Raw genomic sequence first — 15,295 nt, 5'->3', positions numbered from 1 at the left:
ATTATACACAGTTTACTATTATCATAAAATAAACATAGCTTAGCGAACTACTTGAGCTAAAAAAAATCCTGCATTAGCAGGATTTTTTTATTCATAACAAATTTAATTTTCTAAAAATAGAAACGCCTATTTAGCATAAGCACCCGACGAATACGTTAGCTCATAACTGTGCGTATAGATTTCAAAAACAATCCCAAAAGGATCTTCAACATAGCACATTTTAAAAGGTTTGTCTTCCGGGTAGTATTCCCTAATTGGCATACGTTGTTTACCGCCGTAAGCTTTAATTTTTTCAATGAGCTCCTCAATATTTGGGTCTTGTATGCAAAAATGGAAAAGCCCGGTGTTAAATGGATTAAATTCCGGAGCCTCTTTTACACCATGCGGAAACGAAAATAACTCAACACCAATACCATCGGAAGTTGCTAAATGAGCAATTTCAAATTCGCTCCAATCGTCACCAAAAACATCAATACACATTTGGCCAATGGCGGTTTCTTTTTCTTTTTTAATTTTTGAAGGCGCCATAATAACATACCAACCCATAACTTCCGAATAGAATTTTACAGCGTCGTTTATATTAGGTACAGTAAGTCCAATATGCGAAAAGGACTTAGGATAATCTTTATTTGTTGTCATAATACATAATTTAGATTACAAAAATACCCTATATTTGCTTATTAGGCAATAACTTACCATAAAGTACTATAGGTTACTATAAGAGTTAATTGCTTTTTTATAGGTAGTTAAAAGTTTTTATTTTGAAAAAAGAAATTAGTTGTCCCTTAAATTACACCATGAATTTAATAGGTACAAAATGGAAGCCCTTAGTTTTATTTCATCTTTTAGAAGGTGGTTTACGTTCTGGCGTATTACAAAAAAAGATACCAGGTATTTCTAATAAAATGTTTACCCAAACCATAAGGCAATTGGAACATGATGGTCTAATAAGCCGCAAAGTGTTTCCTGTTGTACCGCCCAAAGTGGAGTATAGTTTAACATATAGAGGCGCATCTTTAGAGCCTATTTTACGTAGTTTAGATGCTTGGGGACTCGAAGATTGTAAACATTAATTAAACAGTTGTAATTGGTATAAAAGTAACTATGTCTTTTAAGCACACATTTAAAGCCGCGGTAAATTGGCACATTGGCGATAACGAAACAACGGCTAACCCAAAAGGGTTTAGCAAAAACCATGTGGTAACTATTGCTAATAAAAACACACCTTTAGAAGTTTCGGCTGCTAAACCTTTTCGTGGAGACGATTCGCGGTATAATCCCGAAGATTTATTGCTATCGGCCTTAGCGTCTTGCCACATGATGTCTTATTTGTACGTGTGCGCTCAAAACAACATTGAGGTTTTAAGTTATACCGATACTGCCGAGGCTATTTTAAATGTAGAGCCATCGGGTAGGGGGCATTTTAGTAAAGTAACTTTAAAACCCGTGGTAACCATAAAGGATGCTTTGCAAGCGGAACTTGCTAAAACGTTACATAACAAAGCTAATAGCTTGTGCTTTATTGCTAACTCTTGTAATTTTCCTGTAGAACACTACGCGGAGATTCTAGTAACCAGGCATTAAGGTAATTTGGTGTAAATGTTTTATTGTTTTTTTGTTCTAGTAGTAAATACAACTATCAGAGTTATTATTAATAAAATTGTTTTTCCGACCAAAGCGCCATAACCAAATTCACTTAGTTTGGAAAAACCTAAAGATAAAATTTGAATAATATTATACAAGAATATTATCGATAATAAAATGGCTATATAATGAATTACTTTTTTCATAAAAATAAAAAATGAGCGGTATTAATACCGCTCATTTTCGTTTAAATATTAATTAATATTTTACCGTTGTAGTTGTTGGTGTATAAAGACCAAAAGTAATTGCATTTACTAAACCGTTTACAAATGAATGCCTTGTGAAAATAGTATAATCTTCAGAGCCATTTGCCATTTCTTTAGTGTCTGAAACTCCAACTGGAGCTAATCCACCAATTAAGTAATGGTTCCATTTGGTAACTTCCGTATTACCTTTTGCTCCTGCGCCAACAACGCTAGTATACGAATAACATGAAGTTAAAAGAATTGATGCTGTAAACGCAATTGTAAATAATCTCATTGTTTTTTTAATCATTTTGGTTTGATTTTTAAAATTAAATAATTTGTTAAAACATTTACTTTTAGATGTTTAATATTAAGCTGGAATAAAAACAATTAATAGTAAATTTAGTCGCTAATGTAACTTAATATTGTAAGAAAAAACAAGGGGTTTAATAAAATATTGAGGAATAAAAACTAATGATCTTACTTACAGAGTATTAGGTTTAAATTAATGACTTGTTAAGCTCGGTACGAAGAGTCTAACAGACCGATGTGTAAATCATTGACAAGTAAACATAAACTAAATATTAAATCAAATGAGACTTTTAGTACGTTTTATATATTGCTCTGAAGATTTATTGCTATCGGCCTTAGCGTCTTGCCACATGATGTCTTATTTGTACGTGTGCGAGCAAAACAACATTGAGGTTTTAAGTTATACCGATACTGCCGAAGCTATTTTAAATGTAGAGCCATCGGGTAGTGGGCATTTTAGTAAAGTAACTTTAAAACCCGTGGTAACCATTAAGGATGCTTTGCAAGCGGAACTTGCTAAAACGTTACATAACAAAGCTAATAGCTTGTGCTTTATTGCTAACTCTTGTAATTTTCCAATAACGCACCAAACCCAAATACTAATTAAGTAGATATATTTTTTTAGCTCTATCTTTTTGGCGGCAGTGGTCTAGAGTCCTTTTATGGCTTTGTAAATTCGGTAGGTTTCGATTGTTTTACTTTTTTAAATAGCGGAATTCTATACGCTAAAAAGTAACTGTAACTCGTGCCAATTCTACCGCTATCATAGGTCTTACCAAATCCAGGGATGTACACGTTTTCAAAATTAACGGGAACCGTTTCGGTAACTAAAGCTTTTAATTGTAAATTTAAACCAATGTAAAAGTTGTTAAACAATTCGGCTTTCATTCCTAAAATAATTTCGGCCCAAATAGCGGTTAAACCCTTAAATTCTTCCTTTACCTCAGAGCTGTATTGTGGAGCCCAATATTGATCGATGCTGTAAACGGTAAAACTATTTAAATCATGACTAAATGTACTTGCTCCTACACGAAAACCAGTATAAATCATATTGTCCATGTCCAACCAATTATCGTACATATTAAAATCTACACCACCTTTTATGTAACTTCCTGTGGTAGTAATATCTAGATAGTCGTTTATAGTGTTTTTTTCTTCAAAACCTAACTCGGCAGCGAGATACATTTTTTCTTTTAAACGATAATCGGCCATGATTTCGAAGCCACTATAATCGTCATCAAAAAAAGAACGTGCTAATTTACCAATATCGCCACCTAAGCGCAATCCGTATTTTAGCTTTATTTTAGTGGAATCGTTTGCCGTACTTACTATGCTATCGTTTTGTGAATGTCCAGACACACAAAATAACAAAAGGCATATTAGGGTACTAATGCGAAATATTAAAATGTGTTGTTGTTTCATCTTCTACAGATTGATTATCGGTTAAAGGTTGTCTAGAAAGCATCCAATTGTCGTCATCCTCAACTATAGTAAGGGTAACATTTTTAAAAATAGTTTTGAAGCCACAGGCACGCGATACGTAAACTTCTTCGCGGCTGTAGTTTATAGTGATTGCGTCGTAATTACCATCTATAAAATCATCAGTCTCATCGTTTGGTGTGCCATTGTCATTTACAGAAGCATTTTTTATTAGAATATATTCGGTAGTATTGTCGGTTGTTTTTAAAGGCAATATAACATTGTTCGAATTTGTAAACTGATATTCGGATAAAATCTCACCATTATCGATACCAATAACCACTAAATTAAAAACGTTTTTTTGAATATCAGAATCGGCAGCGTCTAAAAAATCAATAATTAATCGTGGAGTAGTTGGTGTAGCTCCTGGGCAAATATCATCCCGTTCACAACTGTAATTTCCAACAGTAATTAGAATTATAAAAAGCAGGCTTATTTTTTTCATCAAAATTTATCTTCTTTCCAAAAGTACAACATTTTCCACATGAAAAGTTTGCGGAAACATATCTACGGCTTGGGTTTTAATCACTTTATATTGTGCATCCATTAAAGCTAAATCTCTAGCTTGTGTGGCGCTATTACAACTTACATAAACTACCCGTTTTGGTGCAATGTTTAATATTTGCTGTACAACATCTTTATGCATACCATCTCTTGGCGGATCTGTAATTATAACATCTGGTTGGCCGTGGGTTTCAATAAACTGGGTATTAAAAACCTGTTTCATATCGCCAACAAAGAATTGAACGTTATTTATGTTATTTAATTGTGCATTTTCTTTGGCAGCAGTTATTGCATCGGGTACAGACTCTACACCTATAACCTTACTAGCTTGTTTAGCAACAAATTGTGCTATGGTTCCGGTACCTGTATATAAATCGTAAACCAATTCGTTTCCTGTTAGGCCAGCAAAATCTCTTGTAATTTTATAAAGTTCGAAAGCTTGGTTAGAGTTGGTTTGGTAAAAGGATTTGGCGTTAATTTTAAACTTTAAGCCCTCCATTTCTTCAAAAATATGATCGTTACCTTTGTAGCAAATCACGTCTTGATCGTAAATAGTGTCGTTAGCTTTTCCGTTAATTACATATTGCAAAGAGGTAATCTGCGGAAAGGTTTCTGCTAAAAAATCCAAGATTAATTCGCGTTTAGCTTTGTCTTCTTTAAAAAACTGAATCATAACCATAATATCGCCTGTAGTAGAGGTTCTAATCATCATGGTTCTTAATAATCCGGTTTGGTTTCTCGTGTTAAAGAATTCCAAATCGTTTTCAATAGCAAATGTTTTAACAGCGTTTCTTATAGCGTTTGAAGGATCGGCTTGTAAATGGCACTTATCGATATCCAAAATTTTATCCCACATTCCCGGAATATGAAACCCTAGGGCGTTTTTATCGCCTAAATCTTTATCGGACTGAATTTCCTCTAGTGTTAACCAACGGCTATCGCTAAACGAAAACTCCATTTTATTTCGGTAAAAATACTGTTCTGCTGAACCTAAAATAGGCGTAATCTCTGGTAACTCAATATGTCCAATACGTGTTAAGTTATTGGTAACTTCTTTTTGTTTGTAATATAGTTGATGTTCGTAGGCCATATGTTGCCACTTACACCCTCCACAAGTTCCAAAATGCGAACATGCTGGTTCGGTTCTTTTATCTGAAAGTTTATGAAATACCGTGGCTTTACCTTCGTAATAGGCTTTACGTTTTTTAAACGTTTGCACATCTACCACATCGCCAGGTACGGCATTAGGTAGAAAAATCACCTTTCCGTCTGGTGCCTTGGCTATTGTTTTTCCTTTAGCGCCAGCATCAATAACTTCTACGCTTTCAAAAACTTGTTTTCTTTGTTTACTTCTTCTTGACATGCTGCAAAAATAATAATAGCCAGTAATAAAAACGGATTTATTTAGATTAACTTTAAGGGAAATAATAATTCTTTTTAAATAAAAATGAACCTTTTTAGTTTTGTAATGGCTTTGGAGTATTTTAAATGTTGCATTGCTTTGTATAATTTTATTTTTTTTCTACAACGTTATATGTTTTGCTGTACGGGTTATAAAGCTTAGTTATTTGTAAATTGGTGTAACTATACATTAGGTATTTGCGTTAGAGATTGAAACGGATAGCCCACAGCCTGACGTAGGAAGTGCGAGGACTTATAGTGGAAAGCCCGACCCTTGTGGTAACGCCCAAACCAAGGCGAGATAAGGGAAAAAGAAAAGCTGCTAAAGTTGGGGGACTAAGCAGCTTGCCATTAAATAGAGGTTAAGTATTTATATATTTTTAAACGTAATAAATTGTTTTCTTTTTTGTTGTTTTAACTACTCCTAGTTACTTATAAGACACATAAAGATTTGAAACGTCACATAATTTGTTTTTTTTTAATTAATTTCGCTATTCCTAGGGATGATTTCTCTCCCACGCTGAATTTTCGAGACTTTTCGAAAGGATAAAGGTGCAGAAGGAATTGCATATTTTTAATATTTAAATTTTTTTAAAATGGCAATTTTAGACCAATTAACTTCGCAACAAGCGATAGATTTAGAAAACAAGTATGGTGCACACAATTACCATCCGTTACCTGTGGTTTTAAGCAGGGGAGAAGGTGTGTATGTTTGGGATGTTGAAGGCAAGAAGTATTACGATTTTTTATCGGCATACTCTGCAGTAAACCAAGGACATTCTCACCCCAAAATAGTAAATGCTATGGTGAAGCAAGCGCAAACCTTAGCTTTAACATCTAGAGCATTTTATAACGATATGCTTGGTAAATATGAAAAATTTGCTTGCGAGTTTTTTGGATTCGACAAGCTTTTACCCATGAATACAGGTGCCGAAGCTGTTGAAACAGCATTAAAGCTTTGTAGAAAATGGGCGTACGAGGTAAAAGGCATTGACGAAAATAAAGCCGAAATTATTGTTTGCGAAAATAATTTTCATGGGCGCACAACCACTATAATTTCGTTTTCTAACGATCCAGTGGCGCGTAAAAATTTTGGCCCTTACACCAATGGTTTTATTAAAATTGAATATAATAATATTGAGGCTTTGGAAGCGGCCTTAAAAGCCAATAGTAATGTAGCTGGCTTTTTAGTGGAACCTATACAAGGTGAAGCTGGCGTATATGTACCAAGCGATGACTACTTAATTAAGGCAAAAGCACTTTGCGAACAATATAATGTATTGTTTATTGCCGATGAAGTGCAAACTGGTATTGCTAGAACAGGGCGTTTATTAGCTACCTGTGGTAATTGTAGTTGCGAAACAAAAAATTGTGATAAAACACCAGAGGTTAAACCCGATGTTTTAATTTTAGGAAAAGCTATTAGTGGTGGCGTGTATCCTGTATCGGCTGTGTTAGCTAATAATAAAGTAATGGATGTTATTAAACCAGGAAACCATGGAAGTACTTTTGGTGGAAATCCGGTAGCAGCTGCTGTAGCTATGGCGGCATTAAATGTGGTTAAAGATGAGAATCTAGCCGAAAATGCAAACACACTTGGAGACCTGTTTAGAAGTGAATTAAATGATTATGTTAAAACTAGCAATATTGTAAATTTAGTTCGTGGTAAGGGATTGCTTAATGCTATTCTTATTAATGATGATGAGGAAAGTGATACCGCTTGGAATATTTGTTTAGCGCTTCGTGATAATGGATTACTTGCAAAACCAACACATGGTAATATTATTCGTTTTGCGCCACCTTTAGTGATGACGGAAGCCCAACTATTGGATTGCGTTAGGATTATAAAGAAAACCTTAAAACAATTTGAAAATTAATTAAATATACATGGAACAAAAATCTGCTTTTGAAAGCTTTGAATTGGAAGTAAATGAAGATATTAGAGGATATTTAAACGAAACCGCTAAATGGACATATTTTTTGTCAATTCTTGGTTTTATTGGAATTGGATTTATGGTTCTAGGTGGTATTGGTGTGAGTCTTTACACGGGTATGAATCAATTAGGAGGTACCGGTGCTTATGGATTAGGGTACTCTGCTGGTGTAGGGATAGTTTATATTATTTTTGCACTCGTTTATTTATTTCCGGTTTTGTATTTGTTTAAATTTTCGAACAAAATGAGGCAAGCTTTAAAGTTGAAAAATAATGAAGCTTTTAAAATGGCATTTTTAAATTTAAAATCGCATTATAAGTATATGGGTATTTTTACTATTGTTATTTTTTCGCTTTATATTTTAGTGATTATAGGAATAGCAACCGGAGCAACAATGTTTTAATTAATGCTAGAAATAAGGTATAAAAAAAGCGACCAATTGGTCGCTTTTTTAATTTGTAATTTTATGTTTAATTATTGGTTTTGGTATTGCTCCATCATGACTTGAGATTGTCTCATAATTTCATCCCATCCAACCGTAGATATTAAATATACATAATACACAAAGTATAAAACATTTATTATTAATATAACCAAAGCTACTGTTTTTGCGGTATTCATAGCTTTTACACTTGCCATGTCAAAATTTTCAGGGTTAAGCTTTACAGTTTTTAGTTTGCTGGTTGCAATAAAGAAGGCGATACCTGCTAAAATAAATCCTAAACCGCCCATACAGCAGCATAAAAGTCCTAAAATTGCTAATACGTAAACAAGTGTTGGATTGAGTTTTTGTTGTTCCATGTGTAAATTTTAATTAGTTATTTTAATAATGTAACTTATTATAATTGTTACTACAGTTAAAATAGCTAGAGTTCCAATTATTTTATTCGAATGCTTAAATTTAAAGAAAATATTTATTCCAATGAATAAAAATAAAGTAATTAAGCTGTAAATGGCAGGGTACATTTTAAAGGCAGCAACAAATTCACCTTTAAATAACAGTGCTATGGCACGTTGCATACCACAACCCATACAATCTACTCCAAAGAGTGTTTTATTTAAGCAGGGTAGCATGTATTCTTCCATAGAATTATAAATATAATATGGCTAAAATACTAAAAGTGATTTAAGAAAACGTGTGGCCTATTTTTAATTTTTATTACTCACTATAATTTTTTTGCTAAAAACCTGATGGTCATTTAAATTAATTTTAGCAACATAAACACCATCGCTTAGTGCTTTGGTAGAATAGCTAAGTTTAGCAGAGTTAGATGAAATAACATGCTGCATAACCTGTTTTCCAGCAACATCATAAAGCGTGAAAGACTTGATGTCTAAACTGTTTGGGTTAACAAGACTTATTTCAGAAATAGTGTTATTTTGGAATACCATGAAATCGTCAATACTATTTTCAGTAGTACTCAAACTGGCGTTATTTTTAGTAAAAGTTACTTCAAAACGATCGTTAAACACACCTTTGTCTAAAATAATATTAAACGTGTTATTTACAATATCGGTATAGGTATCGGTTTCATTATCATAAATATAGATGTTTACATCTTTTGGAACATCTTTTAACTCATGAACGGTAATGTTTATAACGGTATTACTCTTTGCGGTTTTTATGCCTAGAGGTAATCTTGTGTTTTCGTTATATTTTATCGATTTAAGGACTAACTCTTTATCACTAGAATAAAGATAAACATCATCTCTAAAATCATTTATGTTTTGTGCATCAAAAAACTTATTAAAAACCTCGTTATTTGGTGTGCCTTCTCTAAAAGCTATAACATTTTCCTTATAAAACGTTTTGTTAATATGCGAATGCAGTTTTATTTCTGGAATTATGGTCGGGTTTTCAAAAATAGATTTATAATCTACACCATTATGGGACATAGGAATCACTTGAGCAATACTTGTATCTTTGTTTTTCTTAACTGAACTTTTAGCAAATATGGATCCATCTGTAGCATCTTCGGGATAATAAACACGCATAGAATTATCAAAAGTAGCAAATCCTCCGTTTACATCGCTCTGTATTACAAATCCTTGTCCTACTGCAGCATAGCGCCTTTGATTATTTGCTGAGTAATCGACTGTGCTAGTGGTAGTGGTTGTATTGTCGCTACCATCACTATCATTGTAAGTTTTAAAAGCTGCACTTATATAAGTACCGTTATCTGTAGGGTCTGATAAATTGCCAGGAGCATAAGTTGCATATCCTCCTTCGTATTCGGCCAAATAATGAGATCCTGTAACAAGCTGTTCCCAAAAGAATAGTTCTCCATCTAAATTGGTTTGATTGCTAGCAGAGTTTACAAAAAATAATTTTAAATCTAGCGCGGAAGGATAGGGGTTTCCTGTTAAGGTTACAACTTTGTTTGGTGTTCCAGATGGTTGGTCGTCAGTGCCATCAAAAGAACAACTTACTGTAATTGTACCATTGTTTGGCCTACCTCTAAAATCTAACATGTTATTTGTGTTAGGACTCCCTTTTAAACTAAATCCATAACCGGTTTCAGCATCACCTGTGTTTAAAATTTGAGTCCAATTCCAGTAGCCTTCACCATCGCGTATGGTGTACATCCAGTGGCTAGATAGTGCCGTTGCTGTACTTTCGTAAGCTGGAATAAAATTATATGGTGTAGATGTAACATTTTCTACATCGGTTTCATCGGCAGGATCATAAATTGTAGATCCGTTAAAAGGAACATTTGTTTTAGTTATACCATCAACAGGAGCTCCTACTGGCGAACAAAAATAATTGTATTCATAAACTCCAGCAGTTTGGTTCTGAAAAATCGATAATGCTCCAGCATCAGAGTTCTTAACGTCATTATTTTGCACAAGTTGCGCATCACCTCTAAAAAATAAATTTGATGTAGGTGTTTCAAGTCTAATATCGTTATTTACAAATACCACAATGTCCTTAGCATATAAGTAGCTATTATCATCGACATATAAATCTGGATCTTGGCTAAATATTAAATTAGCAGCAAACAGTAGTAGTAAAGTAAGTTTAAAAGTCATAATTAAATGGGGTTAATTAGGACGTAAAGATAGTATTTTTTTAACGGATGTTTAGTTATGTTGCTCTTTTTAACGGTGTTGTGTGGTTTTAGTCGATAAAATAGTGCTTTGTTATTTAAAGGGAATGATATTTTTAATGTAATTTCGTTGTTAAATTATTATTGAATGAAATATTTAAATTATGTTTTAATTATAGTTGGTGCCTTTGTAGCAATGTATGCTAAAGTTGATGCCAATCAAAATCAATATATATTAATTGGTGGTATTATTTTATTAATGATAGGCATTTACAGAGTGTCAAAAACAATACCAAGTAAAAATAATAATGATATTAATAATTCTGAAGAAGAATAGAAATGAATTTTAAAGTAGGTGATTTTGTACTGGTTTTAGATGAAGATTTATCTGGAGTTATAACTCATTTAAAAGGAAATACCGTGGCTATTGAAACTGAAGATGGTTTTTTATTAGATTTTGAAACCCATGAATTGGTTATAAAGGATAAAAAAGAAACTATTGCTAATCAGATTTTTTCAAATTCGAATATTGCAACTGTTGTTTCAGAAAAAGAAGTACCTAAACGAAAAAATCAACCAAAAGTTAAAGCAAAAGAACGGTTTCAGCCCACAATGGAAGTGGATTTACATATCCATCAATTGGTAAAATCTTATCGTGGCATGACTAATCATGACATGCTAACCCTTCAATTAGATACAGCAAAACATAAACTAGAGTTTGCTATTAAAAACCGCATGCAAAAAATTGTTTTTATACATGGTGTAGGCGAAGGTGTTTTAAAAATGGAACTCGAATATTTATTTGGTAGATATAATAATGTAAAATATTACGATGCTAACTACCAAAAATATGGGCTAGGAGCAACCGAGGTTTATATTTACCAAAATGCAGCTAACTAATTAAGGAAAATCGGGAGTTACAGTTCTTGTGTTAGTTGTAACACCATTCTCTAAAGCTCCAAAGTCAAAATTGTCTAAAGATATAAATTCTAGATCAAAATTAGATATTTGTACTGTAATTAAGTAGGTTTGGCTAATAGTATGCTCTCTATAAGCCGTGGCAGGAACAGAGGTCGAAATCTCTTTGTTTAGGTAATCGGCGACCTCATTTGTTGTAAAATCGTTTGCAGGGTTTTGGTCTTGACTATCATTTTCTTCATCTCTGGTATCAACACCATCGCCGTCATCATCAGGATCTAAATAGTCCGGAATTCCATCTCCATCGGTGTCTTGAGCATCACTTAAGTCGCCATCTCCATTTGGATCAGGATTTTCATCTTTGGTTAAGATATTGTCGCCATCGTCGTCGGCATCAATATAGTTAGGAATGCCGTCACCATCGGTATCATCATCATCATAATTGCCGTTACCATTTAAGTCTTCCAGTTCGGCAGGAATGCCGTCATTGTCATCTTCTGTTAAAACGGTTCTTAAATTAGCTGTACCACTTGTGCTTTCAATATCTTGAGTAATGGTTACCTCAGCGCTAGGAATAACTTCACAAAATAAATTTGTTGGTAATGATGCATTGCTATACGTTCTATAATTAAATGGGTTTGCAGTGCTTATGTTGTAAGTTATTTCATAAACCCCAGTTGCATCTACATTTAAGATGCTTTCAATATTTACATTGCTTAATTTCAAAGACAGGGATTCGGCAGGATCACTTTTAGTTTTATAAAAAACCAAATCGTCCCCACCTTCGCATACTTGAAAAGTGTCGTCAAAATCTAATTCAACAGTAATAATGTCACCGTCGTCACAACCATTAATGGTTAATGAAATTGAAGCTAATAAAACAAAAAATAACTTACGCATTGTATCTAGGTTTTAGGCAAAAATAATAGAATTGTTATTCATAACGTAGTAATCGTAAATAAAGTTCGAGGCAATCGATAAATTTTGTTGTTTTAACTTTTATGTTTTGTTTAACAAAACCACGAGAAACAATACTGTACTTGTGTTTTGGCTTGTATACAAAGAAAATATATTTTGTTTTTGTTATACTAAAAAGTAATCTTTAAAAGCTTTAATTGCAAATCGTTTTATTTCAAGTATTTTTGAACTTTAATTAACAGGCTTATGAACTCAGTTTATTTTGATAATGCAGCAACTACACCTCTGCGCAAAGATGTTATTCATGCTATTTCGGAAGTTATGACAACTCATTTTGGTAACCCATCTTCTTCTCATAGTTTTGGTAGGTCTTCAAAAGCATTAATTGAAAAATCAAGAAAAGCTATTGCACAAAGTTTAAACGTTTCGGCAGGCGAAATTATATTTACCTCTGGTGGTACCGAAGCCGATAATTTGGTTTTAAATAGTGCGGTTAAAGATTTAGGTATAACACATATTATTACAACTAAAATAGAGCACCATGCTGTTTTGCATACCGTTGAAAAATTACAAAAAGATTGCGGCATTACTATTAGTTATGTCGATGTAAAACCTAGTGGACATATAGATTATAATCATTTAGAAGATTTGCTTAAAACTGATGCTAAAACCTTAGTGAGTTTAATGCACATTAATAACGAGATAGGGTCTGTTTTAGATATTAAAAAGGTGGCTAATTTATGTAAATTAAATAAAGCCTTATTTCATTCGGATGCTGTGCAATCTATTGGGCATTATAACTTAGATTTACAAGATATTCAGGTAGATTTTGTTGCAGCTGCAGCGCATAAATTTCACGGACCTAAAGGTGTTGGTTTTGTTTTTATTAGAAAAAACTCCGGGTTATTAAAGCCCTTAATAGTTGGAGGAGAGCAAGAACGCGGACTTCGAGCTGGAACCGAGAGTGTTCATAATATTGTGGGTATGGAAAAAGCATTATTACTAGCCCAAGCTAATTTAGAAAAAGAGGTACAGCATATAAAGGAGCTAAAAGGCTACTTTATAGATACTATTAAAGCGGCCATTCCTAATGTGAGTTTTAATGGAAGTTCTAATGATTTTGATACAAGTACTTACACCTTAGTAAATGTATGCTTACCTATTGATCCTAAAAAAGCAGCTATGTTGTTGTTTCAGTTAGATTTAAAAGGAATTGCTTGCTCTAAAGGAAGTGCCTGCCAAAGCGGAAGCTCGCAAAAATCGCATGTGTTATCTGAAATTTTGTCGGATGAAGACTTAGAGAAGCCATCTATTCGCTTCTCTTTTAGTATTTTTAATACTAAAAAAGAAGTGGACTATGTGGTTGATGTTTTAAAGACGTTTGCGCTATAATATCTGTGTATTTTTTCATACAAAATATGTTAAAATTCAATTTTATTGGATAAAAAGCTTTTTATGTAGTTCTTTTTATATATTTTTGCATTGAAAGTCTCTCACGCATTAACCAACATGAATCGTTATGAGATTTTATCCCCTTATCTTTATTTTTATTACGATCCAAACCATAGCTTCTGCGCAAGTTGGTATTGGAACCACAGCCCCACATGAATCTTCGGCATTAGATATAACTTCAGATTCTCAAGGTTTTCTAGCTCCAAGAATGATAACTTCAGATCGAATTGCAATAAGCAATCCAGCTGAAGGACTATTGGTGTTTGATACTGAAGAAGATGCTTTTTATTATTATGATAATTCAGCATGGGTAAAACTAGAGGGCTCCGTAACTAGAGATAATTATAAATTAGTAAAATCTGAGGCAGACTTAGCTGATGAACTTGCAGCTGGAGGTGGCTTAGAATATTTATTGGATGAAAATTTTCTTTATGAAATAAACGGAACCATAGCCTTAAATGCTCCTATTAACCTAAATGGGGCGTATGTAATAGGTGAGGATACTAATGAAGATATTTTGTTAAAATCGGGAGGAACACTATTTCAAGGTGTTTCGGGAGGATCTATTAGAGGGCTAACCATATCGGTTACCGGTGGCGCAGTATTTGATATAACTGGAAGCTTTTCTGAAACGCTTATTGTAAGGGATTGTGTTATAGCAAATTCGGCATCGGTTGGTACTTTGTCATCATTGAATCTTATTTTTTTAAGTATCGTTCAGTTTGTAAATAATGCGGATGGCATAACGTATACCGATAGTAATGAAGTTTTAATAAATTCAAGTGGTTGGGATAGTAGTAACGGAGGTGTTTATGAAACTTTTATTGGAGATTTTGATGTAATATCTAGACAAGGTGGTTTTAGTGAAGTAACTACTGCTACAGCGGGAATGGATGTTTTAGGGGTTACTTCTGTAGCTGGAGGTGCATCTATACGTAATGTGTCGTTTTTAGGTGGAGGTAATTATATAAATGGAACGTCTCCATATACAGGATATGATTTTACTAACGATTGGGATGTTAATAGTCCAGGAATTGCAGTAGAAACCGATGGCGTAGCATCTGGCAACTTTTATTATAATGGCAATTTAACTACAGGATTTACCCAAAGTATTACTAATGGTACTGCTGTAGAAATACAAGGTAACGGTACTTTTGAAGCTAACAGTTTGTTTAGGTTTATTGTAGACTCCGGTGATAATAATAGGTTATACTATGATGGATTAAAGCCTAGAGAGTTCCAAATTAACGCATCGCTATCTATACGTGTAACTGGTGCTGCTGGAAATTTTTATGCTTTTGTTATTGCAAAAAATGGGGTTGTAATTACAGAGTCTAATTCTATTGTTTATATTGATAATGATACTCAAATTCAAAATGTTTCTATAAATGCTAATATCGATTTAGCTAATGGCGATTATATTGAAGTGTTTACGCAAAGATTAACTGGAACTGGCACTGATAGCCTTATTGTATTTTCTGAAAATTTAAGTATTAAGTAA

17 protein-coding genes and 1 pseudogene are annotated in these 15,295 nt (G+C 33.3%); 9 read left to right on the top strand and 9 right to left on the bottom strand.

The features are described 5' to 3' along the window. Positions 1 to 126: 126 nt before the first annotated feature. The gene (locus BMY96_RS11515; RefSeq protein ID WP_092852292.1) at positions 127 to 639 is read right to left on the bottom strand and encodes a VOC family protein; all 513 of its coding nucleotides are present in this window, start codon (positions 637 to 639) and stop codon (positions 127 to 129) included. 158 nt (positions 640 to 797) lie between these two features. Between BMY96_RS11515 and BMY96_RS11510 the strand changes: the two genes are divergently transcribed. Together BMY96_RS11510 and BMY96_RS11505 are read left to right on the top strand one after the other, a co-directional pair. Continuing rightward, positions 798 to 1,073, top strand: a complete 276-nt coding sequence (locus BMY96_RS11510) for a winged helix-turn-helix transcriptional regulator (RefSeq protein ID WP_092852290.1) — start codon at positions 798 to 800, stop codon at positions 1,071 to 1,073. Positions 1,074 to 1,104: 31 nt separating this feature from the next. Continuing rightward, positions 1,105 to 1,584 carry an OsmC family protein gene (locus BMY96_RS11505; protein WP_092852288.1) on the top strand — a complete coding sequence of 160 codons (480 nt, stop codon included), beginning with the start codon at positions 1,105 to 1,107 and terminating at the stop codon, positions 1,582 to 1,584. A 258-nt stretch (positions 1,585 to 1,842) separates the two neighbouring features. Here BMY96_RS11505 and BMY96_RS11500 read toward each other — a convergent pair whose 3' ends face one another. Further along, positions 1,843 to 2,139: a Bor family protein gene (locus BMY96_RS11500; protein WP_245750622.1), complete on the bottom strand. Its 297-nt coding sequence runs from the start codon at positions 2,137 to 2,139 to the stop codon at positions 1,843 to 1,845. Between the two features lie 316 nt (positions 2,140 to 2,455). Here BMY96_RS11500 and BMY96_RS11495 point away from each other — a divergent pair. After that, positions 2,456 to 2,752: pseudogene (locus BMY96_RS11495) on the top strand (OsmC family protein); the annotation flags it as partial. A 49-nt stretch (positions 2,753 to 2,801) separates the two neighbouring features. Here BMY96_RS11495 and BMY96_RS11490 read toward each other — a convergent pair. Genes BMY96_RS11490 through rlmD form a run of 3 tightly spaced genes read right to left on the bottom strand, consistent with a single transcriptional unit; the run spans position 2,802 to position 5,487 of the window. Then, on the bottom strand, positions 2,802 to 3,500 hold the full coding sequence (locus BMY96_RS11490) for a DUF6048 family protein (protein ID WP_245750620.1): 699 nt from the start codon (positions 3,498 to 3,500) through the stop codon (positions 2,802 to 2,804). Positions 3,501 to 3,528: 28 nt separating this feature from the next. Then, positions 3,529 to 4,065, bottom strand: a complete 537-nt coding sequence (locus BMY96_RS11485) for a DUF6452 family protein (RefSeq protein ID WP_092852284.1) — start codon at positions 4,063 to 4,065, stop codon at positions 3,529 to 3,531. A 6-nt stretch (positions 4,066 to 4,071) separates the two neighbouring features. After that, positions 4,072 to 5,487 (bottom strand): 23S rRNA (uracil(1939)-C(5))-methyltransferase RlmD, encoded by a 1,416-nt coding sequence (gene rlmD, locus BMY96_RS11480; protein WP_092852282.1) that lies wholly within the window; start codon positions 5,485 to 5,487, stop codon positions 4,072 to 4,074. Positions 5,488 to 6,121: 634 nt separating this feature from the next. Here rlmD and rocD point away from each other — a divergent pair. Beyond that, the gene (gene rocD / locus BMY96_RS11475; RefSeq protein ID WP_092852280.1) at positions 6,122 to 7,402 is read left to right on the top strand and encodes an ornithine--oxo-acid transaminase; all 1,281 of its coding nucleotides are present in this window, start codon (positions 6,122 to 6,124) and stop codon (positions 7,400 to 7,402) included. 10 nt (positions 7,403 to 7,412) lie between these two features. Then, positions 7,413 to 7,862: a DUF5362 family protein gene (locus BMY96_RS11470; RefSeq protein ID WP_092852278.1), complete on the top strand. Its 450-nt coding sequence runs from the start codon at positions 7,413 to 7,415 to the stop codon at positions 7,860 to 7,862. 71 nt (positions 7,863 to 7,933) lie between these two features. On the opposite strand, the gene BMY96_RS11465 is transcribed toward BMY96_RS11470, so the two are convergent. The 3 genes from BMY96_RS11465 to BMY96_RS11455 form a co-directional block, all read right to left on the bottom strand. Continuing rightward, complete coding sequence (locus tag BMY96_RS11465) at positions 7,934 to 8,260, bottom strand: CCC motif membrane protein (RefSeq protein WP_092852276.1); 327 nt, start codon at positions 8,258 to 8,260, stop codon at positions 7,934 to 7,936. Positions 8,261 to 8,269: 9 nt separating this feature from the next. Further along, positions 8,270 to 8,545 carry a DUF2752 domain-containing protein gene (locus BMY96_RS11460; protein ID WP_092852274.1) on the bottom strand — a complete coding sequence of 92 codons (276 nt, stop codon included), beginning with the start codon at positions 8,543 to 8,545 and terminating at the stop codon, positions 8,270 to 8,272. A gap of 63 nt (positions 8,546 to 8,608) precedes the next feature. Beyond that, positions 8,609 to 10,489: a T9SS type A sorting domain-containing protein gene (locus BMY96_RS11455; protein WP_092852272.1), complete on the bottom strand. Its 1,881-nt coding sequence runs from the start codon at positions 10,487 to 10,489 to the stop codon at positions 8,609 to 8,611. A gap of 165 nt (positions 10,490 to 10,654) precedes the next feature. Between BMY96_RS11455 and BMY96_RS11450 the strand changes: the two genes are divergently transcribed. Further along, positions 10,655 to 10,843 carry a hypothetical protein gene (locus BMY96_RS11450; protein WP_092852270.1) on the top strand — a complete coding sequence of 63 codons (189 nt, stop codon included), beginning with the start codon at positions 10,655 to 10,657 and terminating at the stop codon, positions 10,841 to 10,843. Positions 10,844 to 10,845: 2 nt separating this feature from the next. Continuing rightward, positions 10,846 to 11,406, top strand: coding sequence for a DUF8465 domain-containing protein (locus BMY96_RS11445; RefSeq protein ID WP_092852268.1), 561 nt, complete (start codon positions 10,846 to 10,848; stop codon positions 11,404 to 11,406). Here BMY96_RS11445 and BMY96_RS11440 read toward each other — a convergent pair whose 3' ends face one another. Then, on the bottom strand, positions 11,407 to 12,324 hold the full coding sequence (locus BMY96_RS11440) for a hypothetical protein (RefSeq protein WP_092852266.1): 918 nt from the start codon (positions 12,322 to 12,324) through the stop codon (positions 11,407 to 11,409). Between the two features lie 264 nt (positions 12,325 to 12,588). On the opposite strand from BMY96_RS11440, the gene BMY96_RS11435 reads away from it, so the two are divergent. Further along, complete coding sequence (locus BMY96_RS11435; protein ID WP_092852264.1) at positions 12,589 to 13,734, top strand: cysteine desulfurase family protein; 1,146 nt, start codon at positions 12,589 to 12,591, stop codon at positions 13,732 to 13,734. A gap of 127 nt (positions 13,735 to 13,861) precedes the next feature. Then, on the top strand, positions 13,862 to 15,295 hold the full coding sequence (locus BMY96_RS11430; RefSeq protein ID WP_092852262.1) for a phage tail-like protein: 1,434 nt from the start codon (positions 13,862 to 13,864) through the stop codon (positions 15,293 to 15,295).

The sequence above is a fragment of the Algibacter pectinivorans genome, assembly GCF_900112595.1.
GTDB lineage: Bacteria > Bacteroidota > Bacteroidia > Flavobacteriales > Flavobacteriaceae > Algibacter_B > Algibacter_B pectinivorans.
The sequence above is the reverse complement of the archived record's forward strand: the minus strand, read 5'-3'. Positions and strand labels throughout refer to the sequence as shown.

Bases quoted from the DNA above. Each gene is read 5' to 3' on its own strand.
- BMY96_RS11515 (WP_092852292.1), bottom strand. From the start codon at position 639: ATGACAACAAATAAAGATTATCCTAAGTCCTTTTCGCATATTGGACTT.
- BMY96_RS11510 (WP_092852290.1), top strand. From the start codon at position 798: ATGAATTTAATAGGTACAAAATGGAAGCCCTTAGTTTTATTTCATCTT.
- BMY96_RS11505 (WP_092852288.1), top strand. From the start codon at position 1,105: ATGTCTTTTAAGCACACATTTAAAGCCGCGGTAAATTGGCACATTGGC.
- BMY96_RS11500 (WP_245750622.1), bottom strand. From the start codon at position 2,139: ATGATTAAAAAAACAATGAGATTATTTACAATTGCGTTTACAGCATCA.
- BMY96_RS11485 (WP_092852284.1), bottom strand. From the start codon at position 4,065: ATGAAAAAAATAAGCCTGCTTTTTATAATTCTAATTACTGTTGGAAAT.
- rlmD (WP_092852282.1), bottom strand. From the start codon at position 5,487: ATGTCAAGAAGAAGTAAACAAAGAAAACAAGTTTTTGAAAGCGTAGAA.
- rocD (WP_092852280.1), top strand. From the start codon at position 6,122: ATGGCAATTTTAGACCAATTAACTTCGCAACAAGCGATAGATTTAGAA.
- BMY96_RS11470 (WP_092852278.1), top strand. From the start codon at position 7,413: ATGGAACAAAAATCTGCTTTTGAAAGCTTTGAATTGGAAGTAAATGAA.
- BMY96_RS11465 (WP_092852276.1), bottom strand. From the start codon at position 8,260: ATGGAACAACAAAAACTCAATCCAACACTTGTTTACGTATTAGCAATT.
- BMY96_RS11460 (WP_092852274.1), bottom strand. From the start codon at position 8,545: ATGGAAGAATACATGCTACCCTGCTTAAATAAAACACTCTTTGGAGTA.
- BMY96_RS11455 (WP_092852272.1), bottom strand. From the start codon at position 10,489: ATGACTTTTAAACTTACTTTACTACTACTGTTTGCTGCTAATTTAATA.
- BMY96_RS11450 (WP_092852270.1), top strand. From the start codon at position 10,655: ATGAAATATTTAAATTATGTTTTAATTATAGTTGGTGCCTTTGTAGCA.
- BMY96_RS11445 (WP_092852268.1), top strand. From the start codon at position 10,846: ATGAATTTTAAAGTAGGTGATTTTGTACTGGTTTTAGATGAAGATTTA.
- BMY96_RS11440 (WP_092852266.1), bottom strand. From the start codon at position 12,324: ATGCGTAAGTTATTTTTTGTTTTATTAGCTTCAATTTCATTAACCATT.
- BMY96_RS11435 (WP_092852264.1), top strand. From the start codon at position 12,589: ATGAACTCAGTTTATTTTGATAATGCAGCAACTACACCTCTGCGCAAA.
- BMY96_RS11430 (WP_092852262.1), top strand. From the start codon at position 13,862: ATGAGATTTTATCCCCTTATCTTTATTTTTATTACGATCCAAACCATA.